Raw genomic sequence first — 22,553 nt, 5'->3', positions numbered from 1 at the left:
ATTTCCTCGACGTGCGCGACGCCAACAACTGTCTGCAAAGCATCGCGGTGACCATTCAGGAGCCAGCCGCAATCACCCTCAGCGGCAACGTTACCGACCTGCTCTGCAACGGGGACAACAGCGGAGCCATCGACCTCAACGTCGGTGGTGGAACGCCGCCCTTCGTCTACTCCTGGTCCAACGGTGCGTCCACCCAGGACCTCAGCGGACTGACCGCCGGCACCTATTCCGTGATCGTTTCCGACGCCAACGGTTGTAGCCGGGAGACCGCCTTCACCCTCAGTGAACCGCCAGCTCTGACGCTAAGCTGCACCCCAAGCCCGATCTCCACCATCAACGGTAACGATGGCAGTATCCTGTTAAACTGGGAGGGCGGCACCCCCGCCTATCAGATTACCCTGAACGGGGAAGTGATCGCCGATACCGACGACAACACCTTCACCATCTCCGACCTTGGCCCCGGAGACTACACCGTCGTCATCACCGACCAAAATGGTTGTCAGGAACAGTGCGTGGCCGTGGTGAACACCAGCGACTGCGCGTTAGCGATAGTCCTTAATGGGACTTCACCTGCCTGCTTTGAAGATGAAAATGGCGAAATTTTCGCAGAAGTATCGGGAGGTACGCCTCCTTTCACCTATCAATGGAATACGGGCAGCGATGCAGAATTCCTCACGGGCTTAGCCGCTGGTCAATTCTCATTGACGCTGACCGATGCCGCTGGATGCCAGGTTATCGAAAGCATCGCACTCGTAGCCCCGAATAATCTTGAAATCATTTTTGACGCTATCTCTCCAAACTGTACTAACAGTTTAAGCGGTAGTATCACTGCATCCGTAACGGGAGGAACGCCGCCCTATTCCTATTTATGGAGCAACGGTTCCAGTACGGCCACCATTGACTCCCTGGAGTCTGGAGCATACAATCTGGAAGTAATCGACGGCAACGGTTGCACACAAACGGGAAGCATCAATTTGGAACCATTGGGCTCCATAGTAATTGAGGGTACGGTGACCAACGCAATTTGCGAAGTGGGTGGCAACATTTCGATAGGCATTAACGGAGGTACTTCTCCGTATACCGTAGAATGGTCCACCGGTGCCAATTCTCTGTCGATAGACAGCCTGCTTCCCGGAAATTACCTGGTAACCGTTACCGATTCAAACGGATGCTCTTCCACCGAATCTTTCGTGGTCCTCGATGAAGGGCAAGAAATAAGCATCAGCGCTAATACTGTACCCATAAGCTGTAACGGAGACCAGAACGGAGCCATTTCACTCGCCATCGAGGGTGGAACCAGTCCCTATATTGTATTATGGTCTACGGGAGATACAACGACTACGATTGCGCAATTAGGGCCTGGTTCTTACGACGTTTCGGTTATTGACGTCAACGGGTGTAACGCTACTACTCAAGTCCTGCTTACTGCCCCACCTGCGCTGACGCTTTCCGCAGAAATTTCCGGCATTGACTGTGATGGCCCCGGACAAATTGTTCCGGTCATTCAAGGAGGAACTCCACCTTATACTTTATTGTGGTCTACGGGTGCTACCACGGACGTTCTAAATGACATTACGGATGCTGGGGAATATGCCCTATCCATTACCGATGCCAATGGCTGTGTTTTTGATACCGTTTTCATGGTCACTGACGAAACTACCGTTGAGTTTAACGTCCAGACACAAAACGCTAGTTGTTCGGACAGCAATGATGGGGGCATAGAAATAGACATCACGGACGGAGAAGCGCCGTTTCAGGTTCGTTGGTCCGACGGAAGTACTGACGAAGATCGCTCAGACCTACCCCCAGGAAACTACACCGTTTCCATTACCGACAACACGGGATGTTTCGCGGTAAACAGCTTCGAAATTATTAGCCCTCCTCCGATTACAGTGTCGTGCAGTGGGTTAAACGCAACCGGCCCGGAAGTAGCCGACGGTCAACTATCTATTTTCATTGAAGGTGGCACCGCTGAATATCGGATACAGTACGAAAGTGAGATGGTCTCCAGCACCGTGGGAGGCGGATCGGGGGAAAACCTTATTGGAGATCTCCCCCCCGGAGAATACTCCATTCGGGTAACCGACCAGAATGGTTGTATCAGTCCAGATATTTGCACGGCCATTATCGGTGCACCCGGCTGTGAAGGAAGCCTGGACGAAGCTTTTGCCTCGGTAGTAGTCTCCCCTCCCATTGGTTGTGCCTTCGAATTTGGTGGTATAAGTTTCGTTGGGGAAAACCCAGAAGAATTTGAATACTCGCTGGATTTTGGCGTCAATTGGCAGGCTTCCTCCAGTTTCGATTCGCTGCCAGCCGGTAATTATTCCACTTACGCCCGGCGCCTTGATGGAAATGGATGTATCCTCATCGGAGATCCCGTGAGCATTACCGACGCATCCAGTATCGCCATCCTAGGGCCCTTCGTTGACGCACCTACTTCCTGTGATACCGGGTCCGGTACGATCCGTTTGCAACCCCTCAGCAATAGTGAGCACTACATGTATAGTGTAGATGGGGGACAATCATTTTCCCCCAACCCCGTATTTACCGAACTGTTCAGCGGGGCCTATCAGGTTGAGGTAATGGATACCCTTACGGGGTGTTTTCTTGACCCGGAACGCGTATACATTCTGGCAACCGACAACCAGGCATCCCTTACTTCCGTGACGGTTGTATCTAACTCCAATTGTGGACTTGCTGACGGGGAGGTCACCTTTACCGGCGACAATCTCGGCAACTACCGGATAAGGCTCGAAGGAGGCCCCTGGCAAGATAGTTTACGGTTCGTCAATCTTGCCCCAGGCACCTATACCGCTGAGCTGGAAGAAACGGACAACGGATGTTCTTTTGCCTGGAACCTTCCCATTGTGGTAGGAGGTGATACTCCCCCGGAACTTGATGACCTTCAGGTAACGGCCCCCGAATCTTGCGGGGGACAGGATGGCGCCATTGTTTTCACCTACAATCAGACTGCCCCCGCAGAATTCACGGTAGACGGACTTACCTGGAGCAGTCAGTTAGCCTTCGAAGGTTTACCATCCGGAACTTATTTCCCGGGAGTACGATTTGTGGAGGACACCTCCTGTATTAACTGGCTAGAAGAAATAGTACTACCCAGTGGATTCTCCCCGCAAATTGACAGCGTTTTGCTCCGGCAGGATACCCTTTGCCAGGAAGCCTCTGGTTCTCTACAGGTTGTTGGCGAGGAAGGACAACAATTCAGCATCGATAACGGATTGACCTGGCAGCAGCAAGGCAACTTTGACAATCTACCTTCGGGAACTTATCTGCTCCTCGTCGCCGGTGACGACGTTGATTGCTCGGTTGAATACGGTCAGTTTGAGATTGGCCAATACCCTGGCACGGCCCCCTACCTGGACGAGGTCACTACCCTTGACGCTACCGGATGTGCCGGAGATGATGGGGCGATGCTACTCTCCGCGGCCAGTGGCTCCCTGGTCTTTGCCCTTCCCGGCATGGAGGAATTCGTGGACGTAGATGCCTTCACCGGCCTGACGAGTGGAAACTACTGGCTCCGCATTCAGGATACCCTGGCCCCCTGCCGTACGGACAGCATCGAAGTCAATATTGCTGGCCTCGATCCACTTGAAATGACCGTTGACACGCTGGCTCCTCCGGCATGTTATCGGGGAGAAGATGGTCTGGTGTTTCTATCGGCGATGGGTGGCCAGGGAGCTTACGATTTCCGGTGGTCTGACGGTGTTTCTGCCGCCGAAAGGAACAATCTGGCCGCCGGAGCGTACCAGGTTGTCCTGTTTGATGACCGTAATTGTACGGACACCCTGGTCATTTCCCTGGAGGAGAGGGCCGATTTTGCGGCGGTTGACGCCATGGTTGAAGATACGGCCGTATGCGCCCAGTCTTCCATCATGATTTCGCTGGACACCATCGCAGAGGGGCTGACCTATACCTGGCAGTTGCCCGACGGCACGACCCTGGCGGGCACTAATTTAATCACCCGACAAGAAGGGCTTCATCAGCTTAGCGCCGTCGCGGAAGATGGCTGCTCCTTCCTGGATACCTTCTTCGTTGACTTCGCTTCCGAAGAAGAATTCCTCGTTGACTTCCTGATCCCCGATCGGGCACTGATCAATGACTCGACGGCAGCCATTGACATCAGTTGGCCCCAACCGGACTCGGTCCGATGGATTTTTGACGAGAATACCATTTCCGACCTGGGGTCTAACGTTAATCAACAGTGGTTAAGTTTTGCGGAGCCCGGCACCTACGACATTGGTCTGGAAGCCTTTTCCGGTGGATGTAAAGGCTTTGTTTCCCGCACCATCACCGTATTCGAAAGTCCCGACAGCCTGCAACTTTACGACACACTGCAGACCGGAGGAGAAATCCGTACCGTGGAACTGTTTCCCAACCCGCACATGGGAGTCTTCCAGGTGAACGTAGAGCTTGGTGGAGAACTCCCCGTTTCGCTGTTCATCTTCAACCTGGATGGGCAGTTGGTGGAACGGAGAAATTTCTCCGGTTCGTCGGTAGTGGAAGCTTCCTACAATTTGCCCAACCTTCCTACCGGAACCCACACCCTGGTAGTACAAACTGAAAACAGTCTGGTGTACCTCAGGCACATCAGGGTTAATTAAAGCACGCCCATGATGCACACATTCCGGCCCTTTATTTTGTGGGGGATCACGATTCTGTTCGTGGTTTCAACGGGGGGGTATTTGCTTGGCCAAAACTTTCCGGTCAGGGCGTCCGTAACGTTAATTAACCCAAGCCCCTACCTGGAGGATTACGCCCGGGAAGGCAATTTGCTCGTGGTGCTCACCCTGGTGGATAATCGCCCTTCCTACCAGGGCTTTTTGCGCATCACCATTGAGGGAGACGGTTTTTTTGCGCAAAACAACACCCAGCTTTTTCAACAACCCATTACGCTTAACCGGGGGCAGCCCCTGATCCTGCGGGGTCCCGACCTGGCGCCCTACTTTAACCTGAATAATCTGGATGTCAGTGGTTTCGGCCTCGACAACACCCTGAACAATGGCGGAAACCTCCCCGATGGCCCCATCACCATCTGTGCGGAATTTTACGACCTTAACCGATTTGACGCGCCACCGGTATCCAATCCGGCCTGCGCTACCCGCTTCGTACAACAGCGGTATCCACCGGAATTGGTGGCACCGCTGGGAGAGCAGGATGTCCTGCCCCAGACGGTAATCGACTTCCGCTGGACCCCGCGGCATATTCCCCAACCGGGCGAAGATGAGTATATCGTAGAAATCTGGCGAAAAGTCCCCGGCCTTGCTCTCGATCAAATCATCAACAGCACCCCACCGATTACTCCTCCGATCACTTCCATGGTCCCCCGGTACGTGTACACCAATTACGATTCGAGAGTAGTGGAAGGGGAAACCTACGTCTGGCGGGTTCAGGTCAGGGACCGCACGGGAGTCCGGGCCTTCATCAATAATGGATACAGTAATCCCGGCATCTTCGAATACGGGGAAACCAACGATCCGTTAAGCTGCCCTTCCATTGAACGCTTTTTCGTGCAGGACCTCGCCGCCAATCAGGCCGAACTGGGCTGGGCAGTTGATGACACCCTTGGTCTGGGGGGATATCAGTTACGGTATCGCCCCATCGAAGCCCCCGAATGGACGGCGCTCCCCTCGCCACAAATAGATGGAACCTCCTCCTTAATTGAGCAACTCCAGGAGGAAACGGCCTACGAAGCAGAACTTTGCATCGTTTGTCAGGATGGGTCACTGCGGTGCGACTACGTAACGTTTGAGACCATCGACCCGATCAACGACTGCGGCCCCTTCCTGAACCCCATTACGGTTCCCGTGGCCGACGATGCCCTGAGTATCAGCTGGGACAGCATCGGGCAGGCAACTGGCTTTCGCTTAACCTGGAAGGAAGTGGTCTCCGGTCCGTTGCCATCCCCGAACCCGGCCCCTTCACCAAACGCACCCCAGCGTCAGGGGCGGGGCAGAACCCAGGTCCCTGCTCCTCGGGCCGCCCCTCGCACCAGCGCTCCGTCGCCCACCTCCAGCTCCCCCCCGACCGTAGACAGCTTGCGCCTACCCGCCGGCGCCATTCAGGCCACCATCGATGGGCTCATGGCCGGCAAAACCTACGAAATTCAGCTGTGCAAGTTGTGTCCGGACGGAACCGAAGAGTGCTACCAGTGGAACGCCACCTTTGAAGGGGTCGACGAGGAGTGCCTCCTCGCCCTCAACTTTACTCGCCCGGACAGTACGGCAACCACCCTCGATCTGGCCTGGACTTACCCCGAAGGCGTCACCTCGGCCAACGACAGTTTCACGCTGATCTGGCAACTCGCGGATCGTAGTGGTCCCGAACGAATTGCAGTACTTGCCTACGAGCAGGGAAGCTATACGATTACCGGAAGGCTACCGGGACAGTCCTACACCCTGAAAGTCTGTGCGGAATGTCGTTTCAATGAGCCGGTTTGTCGGGATCTGCCCCCCTTCGGCGGCTGTCCGGCCGAGTACGACCTGGAGCTCCTGGCGCTCGACTTCAAAAAGGCCTTGCTCGGATACGATACTTCGAGTTTGGGCGACCGGGAAGTAGAACTCCGATACGGCATGAGGGCCTTCCCCGGATACGACAGTCTTGGGATCAACAATCTCGTTGACTTTAGCCCACTCGGGCAGCCCTACGGACCGGATCAGCTTTCCGAAACGCCCAAATTATCGCCTCAGGTGGTCTACGGCGCACAAATCCGGAACGTGTGTTTTGATTCCCTCTGGTCGGCCTGGTCTCCCCCGGTGGAATTTAGCCTGGCCTGCGCCACCAACCAGCCGCTCAGCGCCGAAAACATTACTGACGAGGGGGCTCAGATCAACGGCGTCCCCCTGGCGAATGCGGCGTACTACCAGATATTTTACCGCCTGGCGGACTCCCTGGAAGGACCCTGGGTGTTGCTGGATGAGCTGGACAGTCCCAACGCTACGCTCACCGGCTTACTGGCGGACACCACCTACGAGGTCAAGATGCGGTTTTGGTGTACCCTGGGGGTTTGGTCCGACGAAACCGATATCCTCACCTTCCGGACGCTTCCCCCCTGTGGCGAGCCCTTCAACGGGCTGGTTGATCCGATTCTGGCCACGGCCGCCACCATTGGGTGGCAGGAGGGCCAAAACGCCCTGACGACCACGCTACGGTACCGGCGGTTGGGGGGAACCTCCAGTCCGCGTACCGGACGCGACCAAATGGGGAGGATGCCTTTCCCCGGCGGAGCCTCCACCCCAACGTCTACGCCCTGGGAAATTATTGACAATCTGGACAGCCTCGTTCACCTCCAGGAACTCGAAGGCGGTGCACGGTACGAATTTCAGCTGCAATCGGACTGCGGCGTAAACTTGAGTGAATGGGCGCCCGTAGCCACCTTCACGCTGTTATGTGCCCCTCCCGAGCAGCTTGCCGTGGATGAACTGACCTACGAGTCCGCCCGGGCCTTTATCGCCGGGCTCTCCCCGACGGCCCAGTCCCATGAGTTCAGTTACCGACTCCTCGGTGATAGTAGCTGGACGACCATCAGCTCGCCCACCGGAGAGGTAGACCTGTTGAATCTGGATGATTTGGCTACCTACGAAATCCGGGTGCGGACCCGCTGTGAGGCCGGGCAGTTCAGCGTATGGTCGGACACGCTGCAATTTGACACTCCGGTCAAATGCCTGGTGCCGGAAAACCTCGGTCTGGCGCATCTCACCCATGACCGGGCCGACGTCCGCTGGGACGTAACGGGGACCGTCACCCGCTGGGAGGTGCGCTTCCTCGACACCTACAGTGCCGTTCCGACGGCCGCCCAGCAGACGGCCGTGCCCCTTCCGGGTGGCGGAGAATCTCCGGGGCCGCCCCGCAGCAATCCATCGGTAGGTAATCCCTCCTCGCCTCCGGGGCCTCCGGGAACGCCCCAACAACCGGCAACCCCCAACCGAAATGGCGGCCTTATCCCGGGCAGTCCCCGAATACCGGCTAGCCCGGGGCCGGCGGCCCCACCCCCCAACCCCTACGCCAGCTGGCAAACCTTCATCACCACGGACCCGAGCAAGGTGTTTGAGCAGCTTTCCCCGAATCGTCGATACAAAGTAGTCGTCCGGGCCGAATGCCCGACCTACGGTTGGACCGACTACACGGACGTCCTCGACTTCAAAACCCTGTGCCGGCCCGACGTACCCGATACCGCCTGGGTAACGAACGTGCTGGAGCAGGAAGCCACCATCAATTGGGATCGGGTGACCTTCTGCCTGGAGGAATACCGGGTCGTGATTGAAAGCCTGGAGCCACTGAGTACCGGACAAACCACGATGGGATCGGAGCAGGCGCCGGGAAGGACGGAAAGCCGGCAGGGGGGAATCGGGAACCGGACGCCGGCCGGCCAGTCCACGGTTACTTCCGGCATCTACCGGGATTCCGTCACCACGACGGAGGAGTTTCACACCTTCACCGGTCTGCGGGCCAACACGGAATATCGCGTGCGCATCAAGGCCCGCATCAACCAGAGTGAATTTGACGCGGGGCCAAACGGCTATCTGACCATGGAAGATTGGGTAGCTTTGGGCGCGAGCGCAGGTGCACCGATTACGGGTTCGGCCGCGTGGCACGAGTACACCCCCTGGTATATCTTCCGCACCGACCACTGCGCACAGCCCTACGATTTTGTGGAAGAATCCCTGAGTCGATCCTCGATCGCCATCAGCTGGACGCCCAGTAACGGCATCAACGACTACGAGTTCAAGTATAAGCTGGCCGACGATCCGGGGGCCAGCTGGGCGTTCCTGAACGTCACCGAGCCCTACGTCGTCCTGGAAAACCTACTGGGCAACGCCATCTATGATTATCAGGTGACGGAGCTTTGTCAGAACGGCACCACCGTTCGTCCGGCCCCACAGGATTCCTTCCTGATGAAGAAACCCAGCCTGAACAATGGCCTTTACGTTTGTGGTTTGGCGACGGTGGTGGACCTGACGAACGAAACGCCCCTTCCGGCCTTATTCCCCGGGGATACGATCTGGGCCTTCGATTTCCCCGTAGTCATTACGGAGGTGACCGGTGGCGGGGGAGTATTCAGCGGCGTGGGAGAAATTCGGGTTCCCTACTTTAACAAAGCCAAAATGCAATTCGTCTTCGACGGTATTTTCGTCAACGACGAATACCGCATGGTGGGCGGTTTCCTGGAGGCTACCGGTTTCGGCATTGAGGTGCTTCCGCCCTGGGCGGATAGTCTTCTGAACGAGATAATTTCTGGACTGGAGGCACTAGATGGAGCCTTGGCTGATCAGCAGGTTGAAATCCTTGACAGTCTCATGAATTGTTGCCAAAATCATCTACCACAATCGCTTCAGGATACCATAAATGCTATTCTGGATTGTTTTGAACAAAACCCTGATGACCCAGTGGCGGCTGGTTGTACTGATCGTTTAGATTCGTTAATGACCTATATCGGGGAAAACTTGGATTCTATTGTAGAATCTCTTGACACCCAAATTGTCACGAGTTTGACCGTGGACATAATTCGGGAGGCAATGATAGAATTAGCCGATGAACGGGGCCCAACGCTACCGGGTGTCCTAACTAACTATCAAAATGCCAGGGCTACCCTAAATTCCAATTTCCCAACGCTAACACCAACTCCAAATACACCTAATTACTTAGGGGAGGCAACAACATTAGACCCCGGTGGTGGTGGTACTACTGGTGTGACACAGTTTGGAAACAATGCGGTTGGGGTTCGCACCGCCGCCCTTACGTTGACCGAAGTTGATATGTTTGTAAACACCGAACCAAAGCTACCGGGGGTAATGGACATAAAGAATTTCGCCCTTCCCCAAAGAACTGGTGATACCGATGTATTTACCCCGATCCACAATATGGTATCAGCCATTTGGTATGATGGAGATAGTGGTCCTGATTTCGACCGCACTCCGCTGATTGCCGAAGCCAAAATCCTCTTAGCTCAAAAGTATAACTTCCTCGTTAATGAGTAATAGATACATGCTTTACCGGCATTTATGTTGGTTGATACTGATGGCGATGTCCTGGTTCCCAGCAGTAGCACAAAACAATGTTCAATTGTTGAACGAAGCTTCCTTCCTGAGTGAGACGGCGGTAAATGATGCTTCTGGCCGGTTGTCTACGGAACTACCCGGACGAGACGTCAGAATCAGTTACGTCACTAATTTTGTCACGGTACGTGATCGATACCTTGAGTATACTGATGAGCCGCTTGATGATTTTTTGCAAATGCCCAATCCTGCCGGATTCACGCCTCCAAGTCAGGCAGATCGAGAAGCCGCAGTGAATACTGCGATCCATCATGCGATCACCTCAACGACAAGCGTGGCCAACACTATACATATTATTTACGCCGTGGCCATTAGTTTAAACGCCAGTGGCGAAGAGGAATACGAGGTGCGGAAATTTTTCCAATTTGGGAGTAGTGTGCCAAAGCGGGATAAGAAAATCGTGGAACAAATAATTCCCGACCCCGAACTGTTGGCCGCCGGAGATATCAGTGGAAACGACATCTATCTCGCCGACTACGTGGAGGAGTTAATTGCTGCTTTAACGGACCCCAATTACGTAATTAATGGAACAATTGCTTATGAGGGAGATAACTATTACGATGGCGACACCATCTTCTATTTCCACCTTCCTGATGAGATCATTGAGACTCAGCTAGCTCAACTACAAGAGGTGGACATTCTCATCAATCAGAACTATCCGGTGAGCAACCTGAGTTGGTTTGAAGCAGAACAAATTCCAGGAGCAGGCCCAATAATTACAAGCACCAGCCAGGGACGAGCCAATCTCAGCATTAAGCATAACCATTTTGGCGGTCTAGCCAAACTTGTTGCCACCTACGGAGGTGAAACAAGTACCGTCTGGTTCTACCCCGTAAACCCTCAGTTAGACCTTGGCATTTACGAGGATTACGTGATGGAAAGTCACGAAGATATCTCCATCAACCTGGAGATGAAAAACAACAAAACCTATTTCAACTTCCACCCCAGTTTAAAACTCCAGACGGACGTTCTCACCGCCTACGGGAGCATCTCGAGCTATATGTGGAGTCTAGGGCCTAACGATTACAATATTCTGGAGTGGTCGCGTTTAGAGGACCAGTGTGACTACGTGGACCTTAGGTTTCACCTGATAAGGGGGAACCAAACCATCATTACAAGAACGAAAAGAATTCAAATTAAATGTCCGATCAAAATACTGGGTCTAAGGGCCATGTCTCACGATAGTGAAACCGGCACCATAAATACGGATAGGATTGCCCTTGGCGGTTTTGACGGCGACTACCCCGGTGGAAGAAACGACACTCTATTCATCGTGTCCAACGACAATGACCTGTCGCGTAAGATTCGGTACGAAATCGTTTGGGAAGGAGGACCTCCCCAACCGGAGGATTACTGGGGGGAGTCCGGTAACGCCGGGGCTACCGGCGTAGAACCGATATGGTATTTTGGCTCACCCGGACTCAACCTGTGGGACGTTTCCCCAGAACCAGCCACCACCTACCACCGGGAAGGAGAATTCTCCGTATTGTACAATAGTTCTGCCTTCCCTGGTGCCTGGGTATTTAACCCCGACGTAGGAGACGTAGATGAGAACCATTACGAAGCGGGGGTCCGGGCATTTAGGGAGTTTGAGAACAGCCAAATTGTTGCCCAGGAACACCAAAAGGTCAATATCGCATTCGTCCGAGACTCTCGCTTTGACCGTACCAGAGACCTGGGGTCTTTGGGAACAATCATCCTGAACGGTGAGGAAGTCATCAGTGAGAGCCCAACGTTTTTTCAATTTTTGTCGGTTATTTTCGCCGCAAAAAATGACATAGAGTCCTTTATGGATGACATCGGACTCGGGGGCACCTATTTGGACCAATTTCTTGATGAATTTGAACCGGGGACCTCGATCGAAGAATCCTACTTTCAAAAAGAAGATGAAAGTAGTCGGCACTATTTAAACGTAATTGAAAAAGCATATAAGGCCTCTCTGAATAAAGAGTTTGGGCCTTACCCCGTACCTAGTTTAGGGGTTGATTTATGGATCGGGAGACTAGGGATCTTCTGGGGGGCAGAGTTAGGGCTTTACTACTTAGAGGAAAAAGCACTAGAGAAGTACTACTTCGCGAATGAGTACCAACAAACTGGTTTAACCTACGAGCATGGATTCAATGGTGGCATTTCACTTCAGGGAGGCTTCACCACCAATGAGGAATACGAGGGGGTTTTCCAAGTGACCGCCCTGGGTAGTGCTTCGGCCTCGGTGGAACTGAAATGCAAAGACAATTTTAGCCCGTCTGGTTACGAAAGTACGACCTATGAGCTTCACATCATGCCCATAGTCTTAGGCATCAACTTAGTACTGACACTCGGATCACAAGACAGTGGTTACAACTGGGATGTATTTAACGAAACGTATTCTTGGCACCTTTCCGACAAAATGGAGTTCGTAATTGGGGAAGGCACCAATGGTTGTTTCGGCACCCAATAATTGAAATTCAACACCATGAATTTACCTAAAATAATATTGCCAGTCGTAGTCTTGGCGTCTCTATTTTCGGCCTACCAGCTGTTCAGCATTTCCAGCAGGGCAAAGCTGGAAATTACGGCAAAACACGGCACCCTAAACGTATCTCATTGCACTGATTACACGGCGGGTGGAAATCGGGAGGTGGTAATCCAATTTATTGGGACCCTTGAGGAAGGGGCAACAGAAGGCAGGGTAAGCTATACGGCGGACAAGAAATATCGCCAGAATAACAATCTGCCGGCGATTAACCTCAATCTGGACAATATTTGTAACACACCAGATTCTCCGGTCAAAGTCTGGATTTACGCCAACGGGGAATTAAAAATGAGAGGAAATGAATCGATAAACTTTAGGATTAACGACGTTGCCTCCCGAAAGTCGGGCTGGACATTTGTGACAGCAGTACTTTTTGTTTTATCTCTGATACTCATCTACTATGACAAAAAAATTAAGGGAAACTAAAATTGTCGTTCTAATATTCGCTTGCCTGACCACTTCACTGATGAATGGACAGGCGTTTTTTGTCGACACCTTTCAACTAACTAATCTTTCAAAAACGACTAGAGAAATAAAGTATTCAACGTATGACGAATTCGTAATTGATAGAACTTTCGCACAGAATAATTTTGCTCGACACGATTCTCCCGAAAGCCTTCTTGCGGCACTCAGGATAGCCTTTTCTTATAAAGATGAGCTCTCATTATACCGGACGCCAATTGTCGAAAAATTAAAACCTCGAGACAAGGGGAATACTCACTACAACCTACTACGTCGCGCTACCGACCAGGACCTCACTTTTAGACTCCTAGGCAAAATTCAGATTGACTACCCAGGCCGATCAATTGCCTATCTGAAATACTCCATTAATGACTTTGAGCATGGCTTCCGATACATAGCTGTGAAGTCCATGGAAAAAATTGACTCCAAATGGTATTTAATTAACGACCCACCACTCAGTGCCATACCATTCGTACTGCTAAACTTCAGCGATCAATTCATTGGTCTTGCTACCCGAGAAGGAAGTTCTAATCGTTTACCAGAAATTATTCGAGGAACTTGCATTGATGATAGGACCCTTGATTTCGACTGCCTGAAGACATTGTATTTTGAGTCTAAGGACAGACTTAATCAGTTGAAATTGGAGGATAAACCAATACTAAACATCCTAAGAAGCCCGATATGAAAAAAATCCTCAGTCTAATTTTCTATACCCTGATCGGAACTCTGCTTCACGCCCAGCAAGAAACGACAACAGAAGTTATTGATATCAGCCTGAAGCAGTATTCTTATTGGCAATTTCAAAGCACTTCAGACTCTTTGAAGTCTGATTTAGGGGTACCCCTTTCTTTCATGTCTTCCCTAATAAAAAACCCTCAGGAGTTCCAGTCTCACCTTAAACCTGAGGAAGCAGTTAATCCCTCTCTCTTTGTCCAATATGCCGTTATAGACCAACAAAATGACTGCGGCATTTTACGGATCATTAGCATTAGTACCGCTTCCAATCAGCCGTACATAATCCCAATATGCCAAGCCGGAAATGGCTTAATTATTAGTCAACCAAATACAATTGACAATAAATTCTTTCTTCTATTAGAAAGTTTATCCCCCGTTGGCCTAAGCAATTTAAGAAGAAGATCCAAACTGCGGGAGGCCAAAATATTATCCCTGGTAAGCAACTGTGCTAATACCAATTACGGTTCAGGATTGAATTTCGATTGCATTTGGACCCAGCTTCAAGGATTCGATCCAAGATCAAGAAATAAGGTATTTGCAATTCTCAATAATACAAATGAGTAATACTATGAAACACGCATTGCGCGCTACTGCCATATTGATGCTCATTTTAGGTAGGTCAGCAATTGCTAGTACTCAAAGTACAGATGACCTGATCGCTGATCAAATCCAAATTGAGCAAGCCAATGAAGATTTAACGAGGATTCAGGAAGCCCGGGAAAAGATCCAAACCGCCATCTCCATCGGTCGCTTCATCCAGCGACTGGATTCTTTGGCCTGGATTGAGTTCCCGGTAGTGCTGGCCGATACGGTGGGCAACGTTCCCGTAGCGATCGTTTTTGACCACCTTCGCCTCTACCCCGAATACGCCCAACTGGAAGTGATCGTGGGCATGGAGCTTCCCCAGCAAACGGTCACGAGCTTTGTGGACCAGAACGTCAGCCTCAACGAAGGCACCGGGCAAACCGGAACCAATGCCGGGGGAACCATCGGCTCCGACTCCCGGGAATACGTTGAGCTCTACTTCGGTACGCCCAATTTGAAGTTCTCCCACGACGGCGGCATCATTGGCGATGCCACCCTGGGCCTCTACAGCGACGTACCCATCGGGACGATGAATCCGGAAAAGTTCGCCATGATCCTTCGGGGGTGGCACGAGTATTCCGGCAACCAGACGGGCATCGACCTGGGCACCTACGTAAAAATTGACTGCGACGGCTTCGTGGAAATGGGGGTAGAAGCCGACATCCTCTTCAGTCGCGACTGGATGCTGCCCCTCAACGCCCAGGGAGACACGATGGTGGCCGGTACGGGCACCACGGCCATCGGCCTCTACGGCAACCGGGTGGGCGGCCACATCCAGACGATCGTCAGCGACTGGAACAACATCCTGGTAGAAGTTTCTCTCCCCGATTTTGCGCTGACCTCCTACCCCGACATCGGTTTCAACCTCACCGCCGCCGTTTTTGACTTCAGCGATTACCGTAACAGTCCCAATGTGGTGTTCCCCCAGGCCTACCTTGACAACGGCTACCTGCCGCCAGGGAACGTCAATCTCTGGCGGGGAGTGTACATCCGTAACCTGGAGGTCATGCTCCCCAAACAGTTCGATCGGGTGGCCTCCAACCAAACCGCACCGGGAGGCACCAGCACTCCGGCCAACGGCGGCCAAAGCCAGGGGGGCGCCCTCATCCTCGATGATTTCGGGGAGCACCATTACACCTCCTCGGGGCTACAGTTACCGGACTTCCACAGCTTCCCCGCCAGCATTCCGGAGGGGGAAGCTACCGCCGGCCCCTCCCCGCCCGCGGCGCCACCTCCATCAGCCTCCACGGCCCAACCCATTGGCCCGGCACCTGCGCGTGCGACAAACGAAACCTCAACCGAGTCCGGAGAAGCCATCGGCTACCAGAAAGAAGTCTCCGTTCAGGACGTGGCGAGTTCCGGGGAAGGCGATCCATCCACTATCCTAACTGGTGTTGCCGGCTGGAAGGGCATCCCGGTCGCCCCGCTTCCGCCCAATAACCGTACGCGCATCGGAGTGGAACACCTGCTCATTGACGGCCTGGGCGTATCGGGACATTTTTATGCGACCAACGTGCTCAACATCGACGACGGGCGGATGGACGGTCGCTGGCGGTTTTCGATCACCAGCCTGGAGCTTGAACTGCTCACCAGCCAGGTCGTTGGTTTCGGGTTCGGCGGACAAGTAGCGGTGCCCATCGCCAAAAAAGGACAGTCCTTCGACTACGATGCCTTCGTAAACATTCCCGACCGGGAATACAACTTCACCGTCAGCCCCGCCCAGAACATGACCTTCCCGGTCTTCCAGATGGCGGAGATTCAGATTCACGAATCGTCCTACCTCAACATCGTTTCAACGCCCAATTCTTTCGTGCCTACAGCGGTCCTGTATGGTTACGCGGAAGTGCGGGCGAAAACCGCCCCCCAGGAGGATACGCCGCCGCCGGAGAACGGCAATTCGGGGGGTGACAACGAACAAAGCAATAAACTGAGTTTCACCGCGGCAAAGCTAAACTTCCACGGCCTCATCCTGTCCACCCAGGCGCCCCGGGTCGACATTGAAGTCGGGGGATACCTGAGTCTGGAGAATGAACTCAAGCTCCTCGGGTTCCCGATTCCCGTGGCGGAACCGACCCTGACCATGACACCGGCCGGCCGCCTGAAGCTGGGCTTTAACGTTGATCTCAACCTAATGGACCAGAGCGACCACGGCTTCGCCGTGGGCACCGACGTTGACATTCTGGGCGCCATGGACAGCACCGTAACCTACGACCAGTGGAAGAGCGCGGGGATGAACATCAGCTCCATCTACGTCAACATACAGCTCCCCTCCCTGTCCATCATCGGATACGCTCACGTTTTTGATGACGACCCTACCTTCGGTAACGGATTTCAGGGAGCCCTGGACATCGAAATCGGTCCGGAGGAAAAACGCCTGGTGGAAGTGGAAATGAACGCCATCTTCGGCCACACGAGCTTCAAATACTGGTACGTGGACGCCCTGGTGGAACTGCCCGTGGGGGTCCCGATAATTCCGGAAGTCCTGATGATCAACGGGATCGGCGGTGGGGCCTACTACCACATGAGCATGGTGAGCGCAAATCTGATCGGCGGATCGGACGGCAGTGCGGGAACGACGACCTCCGGGGTAAAGTACGAACCGGATGAAAACGTAGTCCTGGGGCTGAAGGCCTCCCTGCCTTTCGCCTCCATGAGTTCAGAGACGATTGATGGCGTGGTGACGCTGGAGCTGGTCTTCTCGGGGACCGGCCTCCAGGAGATCATGTTTTACGGTAAGTGCGAAATCGTTGCGCCCATTGAAATGCCCTCCGCGCTGGGTAAAATGAGCGAAAAATTCGCCGAGCGCATCGAAAAGCTTCCCCTCCCCAAAGAGGTCGTGGACGGCATCGACGAGCAGGAAACCTCCAGCCCGAACAACGCCATTTTAGCGAGTGTTTTCCTGCGCCTGAACTTTGAGGCGGGCTTTGAATTCCAGGGGACTTTCCGCTGTGAATTCAGCTTCGCCAACAACACGGTTTCGGGTGGGGGTGCCATCGACGTGCTGGCCAGCGACCCACAGGACAAGTGGCATATTTATATCGGTGGGTACAGTGGCGGTTCCATCATCGGCAACGACGGTCTTCCGCTGCATCCGATTTACGTGAGTATCGCGCTGAGTCAGAACGTGACGGGCACCGCTCAGGCCTACTTCCTGGTGGGTAACGACATTCCGGGACCGCCCCCACCGCCCGCCAACAGTGGTCCCTGCATCAACTTCCCGAGTAATGGTCCGGCCCAAAACCGGGGGCCGCTGGATGCGGGGAGGGCCGCAGCGGGCACCGGCTTCGCCTTCGGGGCCGCCGTGGAGATCGGGCTCAAATTCCGGACGCGCCGTTACCGGTGCAGAACCCTGAACACCCGGGACCGCTGCTGCTATACCTGTAGCCGCTGGCACAACAACAAAGCGGAGATCACCCTCGGAGCCGGTTTTGACGTCTCGCTGCTGAAGTACGCAAGCGGCACCTACTGCTCCCAAACCGGAGACTCCCCGCACGGACATAAGGGCTGGCGGGCAACGGGGCGCATCTGGGCCTTCATCGACGCCAGCGTGCGCTACCGTGGCGCGGGAATGAACGTGGGCCTGGGGTGTGCCATCGATGCCGACATCCCCGATCCCTCCTACCTCTACGCTACCGCCTACGTCAAGGTAGTATTCTGTTTTAACGCCACCGCCGAATTTGGTGACCGCTGTGGAACTGTCTACAATTAACGCTATGCACGGGAAAATGCACTTTTATGCCTGGCTGATGGGATTGATTTTTTGGGGCGCAAGCGCAGGTGCCGGCTACGCCCAGGAGGCCGACTATCAGTTCTTCCATAAAGTAGAGCCCAACGGATCCGTCAAGCTCCGCTTCATGCCCCTCAGCCGCACGGCCTTCCGTTTTGCGAACCGCACCCCGCAACAACTGGAAATATTCCGGGGAGCAGACCCGCAGCGGGGCATTACCCCCCAGCGGCTACGGACCATCACCCTGGCCCCCCTGCCGCCCGAAGAATGGCTCGAGAACCTGACCGGGGGCTACTGGGACAGCAGTGCACTGGCCGGGATTCATTACGAGCGTTTGCCGGATTCCTACCTTGATTCCACCTTCCTGGCCGAAGAATACGAAGACAGTGATAACCAACGGGAGGCCCTGCGGTTGGGATTCACCAATTTCGCCCAAAACCAGGACTTCAGCATCACCGAAAAGGCGGGCTACGGGCACCAATGGGAGCGGGAAGACGGCGTCACCCGCTACGGCCTTAAGTTCTACCCCACCCCGACGGGTGACACCCTTTATTACGAAATCGACCTGGCGAATTACGTTCCGCCGCCCGTCCCCGTCCTGAACGCCAAGTTTAAGGAAAGGCGGGTCTCCCTGGACTGGAATTTCAAAGAATTCACCGACCTGTACTACGGTTACCAGTTGTTCCGGTCGGATGACGCGGGGCAAACCTTTTATCCCGTTTTCAACACACCGCTCATCAACGGTATGGACAGCACCCTGAACACTACCCTCAACAACAGCGAAGTCCTGGTGCGCACGGAATCCTTTACCGAGAACGGGGATTCCGTGATCTACCGCCTGCACGGTGCGGACTACCTGGGCGGATACAGCCGGCAATACAGCCAGCGCAGCGGGGTAGTGGGGTCCGATATTGAACTCAGTCCGGTGCTGGATAAAACCATCCAAACGGATTCCAACTACGCCGTCATTCAGTGGTCGTTCGACGAACGCTTTGCACCCTACGTGGAGGAATTCAGGATTCTGCACCGACCGGATTCCGAATCGGAAAGTACCGTCGCGCTGGCGGGCATCCCTCCGGACGCCCGCGAAGTGGCCGTTCCCATGCGCTACCGCTCGAACTTTTACCGGGTGCAGGCAATCTCTTTCCAGGGCACCGCCCTGGCGAGCTTTGAATCCCTGGTGCTGATGTACGACGTGGACCCACCGGCCGTCCCCCAGAACCTGAGTGGCAAAATAGATTCCAACGGAATCGTTACCCTGAGCTGGAGCGGAAGCAACGAAGAAGACCTCGCGGGCTATTACCTCTTCAAGGGATTTTTCCGCAACACGGAATTGGCGATGATCACCCCCAATCCGCTAACGGAAACCGCTTACGTGGATACGGTCAGCATGAAGACGGGTAATGACACCGTGTTCTACCAGGTGAGAAGCGTGGATTTTCGCGGCAACGGATCCAACTTCACCCCCCGGCTCGCCCTGGTGAAACCCGACGTCTTCCCACCGGCGCCGCCACAGTTCAAGTCCATTGAAGAGGATGGTACGCTGGCGATCCTCCACTGGACGCGGAGCCCCTCACCGGACGTCGTCACCTACCGTCTCTACCGCACAGAATTGCCCGACGCGAAGGAATGGGAGCTGCTGGAAGAATGGGACGAGGGCGAATTCCCCAGTCGGTATGAAGACGCCAGTCTCCTTCCCGGAAGGTCCTACCGCTACGTGCTCCGGGCGGAGGATGATGCCGGACTGCTCTCTACGGATTCCCAGCCAGTTTCCCTTCGTCTACGGGACAGCGGCCTGCGGCCGCCCATCGAGAACTTTTCGGTCCGGGAAGCCGAAGCCCCCAATTCGGGCGCTTTGCTGCGGTGGGAGTACGGGGAAAGTCCCCGCGCATTTTACCTCTACCGGGCGCAGGGGGACCGCCCCACCTCCCTGCTGAAGGTAATTGGCGGGGACCAGCGTTCTTTCCTGGATCCGACCGGTCGCCCGAACAAGCAATACCGTTACCTCATCCGGGCCCTTTTCCCCAACGGAAAGGTCTCCCCCTTTACGGAAGAGGTTGTGTTTGAATAGAGCCCTCCCGGCCTAAACATTACTTATTCGAAATCGAAAGTTCGGGGGTCTATAAAAATAGCCAGCCTCGTCCTACCTTCGTGCTCCTGCTTATGGAATACTTGCCCCAACACATCGAGGCACTCATTTATGCTTCCGCCCAGCCGATTGCGTTGGCCGACATCCAGAATGTCCTGCTGGAAGCCTTCGGCGTGGAGTTTGCCGAAGAAGTCATTCTGGAGGCCCTCGGGGAGCTTCGGGACCGCTACGGACACGACCAGCACAGCTTCGAGATCGTGCAGGTAGCCGGTGGCTACCAGTTCATGAGTAAGGGGGCCTACCACGAAACCATCGGCACCCATCTGCGGCAACAGAGCACCAAGAAACTGAGTCGTTCGGCGCTGGAAACCCTCAGCATCATTGCCTACAAGCAGCCGGTGACGAAATCCGAGCTGGAAAAAATCCGGGGCGTAAGCTGTGATTACGCCATCCAGAAGCTTTTGGAAAAGGAACTCACGACCATCGTCGGCCGGGCTGACTCCATCGGCAAACCCCTGCTTTACGGCGTAACGGACAAGTTTATGGATTACTTCGGCATCAATTCGCTCGAGGAACTCCCCCAGCCCAAGGACTTTGCCCTGCCGGAAAACACCATCGGCAACCCCGAAGAGCTGATGGTGGAGGACCGCAACGAGGAAGAGTAGCGGGCGAAGGAAAGTGTCATTGGTCCGGGCGTGCGTTTGGGCCCGGAGGGCAGGTGCCAAGAAGCTTCCGGAATGGCCAGGCCCCTCTTCGTCGGACGATTGCACATCGCCACCGGCGATGCCATCGTCCGACGAATGACCGATCATCTTCCCGCCCAGGAGCCAAAAATCATACCCCAACCCCAACGACCGGCTTGCCGAGCAAGCCTTTTCCGGAATCTCAGCGAACGGTGGGCGTTACTGGAAGATAAAAGATTACCCGCTCCGGTCACCGCTAGGAGCAAACCCTTTTCTTGGCGGCCTGGAGAAAGTCGGCCACACCCAAAGGCCAAAAACCGTAATTGCCTTACTTTTCGCCACGCAATACTCTGATGCAAGGCAGCGATTCCAACGGAATCGCGTCCGTTCGTAGCGGTACTCAGCAGGCGGCAAGACATGTCTTGCCGCTACTTCCCAGCCTGAAGAAAATCTACCATGCCGCCCATCGTCCGACGAATGACCGATAATCTTCCCGCCCAGGAGCCAAAAACCATACCCCAACCCCAACGACCGGCTTGCCGAGCAAGCCTTTTCCGGAAACTCGGTGTAGGGTTGGCGCCGCCAGTGAATAAAAGGATTACCCGCTACGGTCACTGCGGAGAGCAAGCTTTTTCCTCGGAAGCTTGGAGAAGGCCCGCCACACGAATGACCCATCAGCTTCCCGCTCAAAGATCCAACACCGTAATTGCCTTACTTTTCGCCACGCAATACTCTGATGCGAGGCAGCAATTCCTGCGGAATCGCGCCCCTTCGTAGCGGCACTCAGCAGGCGGCAAGACATGTCTTGCCGCTACTTCCCAGCCTGAAGAAAATCTACCACGCCGCCCATCGTCGGACGATTGCACATCGCCACCGGCGATGCCATCGTCCGACGAATGACCGATCAACCTCCCGCCCAGGAGCCAAAAACCATACCCTAGCCCCAACGACCGGCTTGCCGAGCAAGCCTTTTCCGGAAAGATATTCGGCTCTGGAAATGGCTCGGCGTGGAACGCCTTGACCAGTTAATCCCCCTTCATCCTTCCGCCTAAATCCTAAAACCTCAATCCTATTCCCTCCCGGCAACCATCTCTCCGGTGCCATTGTTATTTGCCAAAGCGTAAACTATTCCCCATGGCCGATACGCCCCTCGTCAACCGCGTAGCGAACTCAAAACTGATCACCTTCAAGCTGGAAGACCACTGGCCGAAGGCGGAGATGGTAAACTTCGACCTGAAGGACTACCTCTACATGGAGCTGATGCTCAAGGAGAAAGACTTCCGGGAAGCGCTGAAGAATCACGATTTTAGTCAGTATCAGGACAAAGTACTGTTAGTGTACTGCTCTACGGACGCCATCATTCCGGCCTGGGCCTTCATGCTGGTGGCCGCCGCAGCGGCGCCCTACGCCACCGACGTCTACCTGGGTACGGAGGAAGAATATCTGCGAGCACATTTCCGCAGCGTCGTCGAAAGCCTTGACGCAGAAAGCTTTGTAGACCAGCGTATTGTCATCAAAGGATGCGGAGAAAAGCAGGTTCCCGCCTCGGCTTACCTTGACATTACGGCCAAGTTACGGCCCGTTGCCCGATCCATCATGTACGGTGAACCCTGCAGTACGGTTCCGGTATTCAAAAAGGCGATGATCCGGAAGTAGTATTTCTGCTTATCTTGGGCCTTCTCAATAC

At 54.4% G+C, this 22,553-nt stretch carries 10 protein-coding genes; all 10 read left to right on the top strand.

Going from position 1 to position 22,553, the window contains the following annotated elements:
• A partial coding sequence (locus tag E1J53_RS15360; protein ID WP_154640217.1) for a T9SS type A sorting domain-containing protein occupies window positions 1-4,619 on the top strand: 4,619 nt, incomplete at its 5' end.
• 9 nt (window positions 4,620-4,628) lie between these two features.
• Window positions 4,629-9,992, top strand: a complete 5,364-nt coding sequence (locus E1J53_RS15355) for a fibronectin type III domain-containing protein (protein ID WP_134273631.1) — start codon at window positions 4,629-4,631, stop codon at window positions 9,990-9,992.
• The gene (locus tag E1J53_RS15350) at window positions 9,985-12,510 is read left to right on the top strand and encodes a hypothetical protein (protein WP_134273630.1); all 2,526 of its coding nucleotides are present in this window, start codon (window positions 9,985-9,987) and stop codon (window positions 12,508-12,510) included. Before E1J53_RS15355 ends, E1J53_RS15350 begins: the two co-directional genes overlap by 8 nt.
• A gap of 15 nt (window positions 12,511-12,525) precedes the next feature.
• A complete protein-coding gene (locus tag E1J53_RS15345) occupies window positions 12,526-13,011 on the top strand; it encodes a hypothetical protein (protein WP_134273629.1) in 486 nt (161 codons plus the stop codon).
• Window positions 12,986-13,732: a hypothetical protein gene (locus E1J53_RS23990; protein WP_173021513.1), complete on the top strand. Its 747-nt coding sequence runs from the start codon at window positions 12,986-12,988 to the stop codon at window positions 13,730-13,732. Before E1J53_RS15345 ends, E1J53_RS23990 begins: the two co-directional genes overlap by 26 nt.
• Window positions 13,729-14,346 carry a hypothetical protein gene (locus tag E1J53_RS15340; RefSeq protein ID WP_134273628.1) on the top strand — a complete coding sequence of 206 codons (618 nt, stop codon included), beginning with the start codon at window positions 13,729-13,731 and terminating at the stop codon, window positions 14,344-14,346. Before E1J53_RS23990 ends, E1J53_RS15340 begins: the two co-directional genes overlap by 4 nt.
• A 4-nt stretch (window positions 14,347-14,350) precedes the next feature.
• Window positions 14,351-18,076, top strand: a complete 3,726-nt coding sequence (locus tag E1J53_RS15335) for a hypothetical protein (protein ID WP_134273627.1) — start codon at window positions 14,351-14,353, stop codon at window positions 18,074-18,076.
• Window positions 18,077-18,113: 37 nt separating this feature from the next.
• Window positions 18,114-20,165: a fibronectin type III domain-containing protein gene (locus E1J53_RS15330; protein WP_134273626.1), complete on the top strand. Its 2,052-nt coding sequence runs from the start codon at window positions 18,114-18,116 to the stop codon at window positions 20,163-20,165.
• 92 nt (window positions 20,166-20,257) lie between these two features.
• Window positions 20,258-20,848 (top strand): SMC-Scp complex subunit ScpB, encoded by a 591-nt coding sequence (scpB, locus tag E1J53_RS15325; RefSeq protein ID WP_134273625.1) that lies wholly within the window; start codon window positions 20,258-20,260, stop codon window positions 20,846-20,848.
• Between the two features lie 1,152 nt (window positions 20,849-22,000).
• Window positions 22,001-22,522, top strand: a complete 522-nt coding sequence (locus tag E1J53_RS15320) for a DUF2480 family protein (RefSeq protein ID WP_134273624.1) — start codon at window positions 22,001-22,003, stop codon at window positions 22,520-22,522.
• Window positions 22,523-22,553: the final 31 nt, after the last annotated feature.

This window comes from Lewinella sp. W8 (assembly GCF_004375085.3).
In the GTDB taxonomy this organism is placed as follows: Bacteria; Bacteroidota; Bacteroidia; order Chitinophagales; family Saprospiraceae; genus Neolewinella.
Note: the sequence above shows the minus strand (reverse complement) of the source record. Positions and strands in the feature narration are given on the sequence as shown.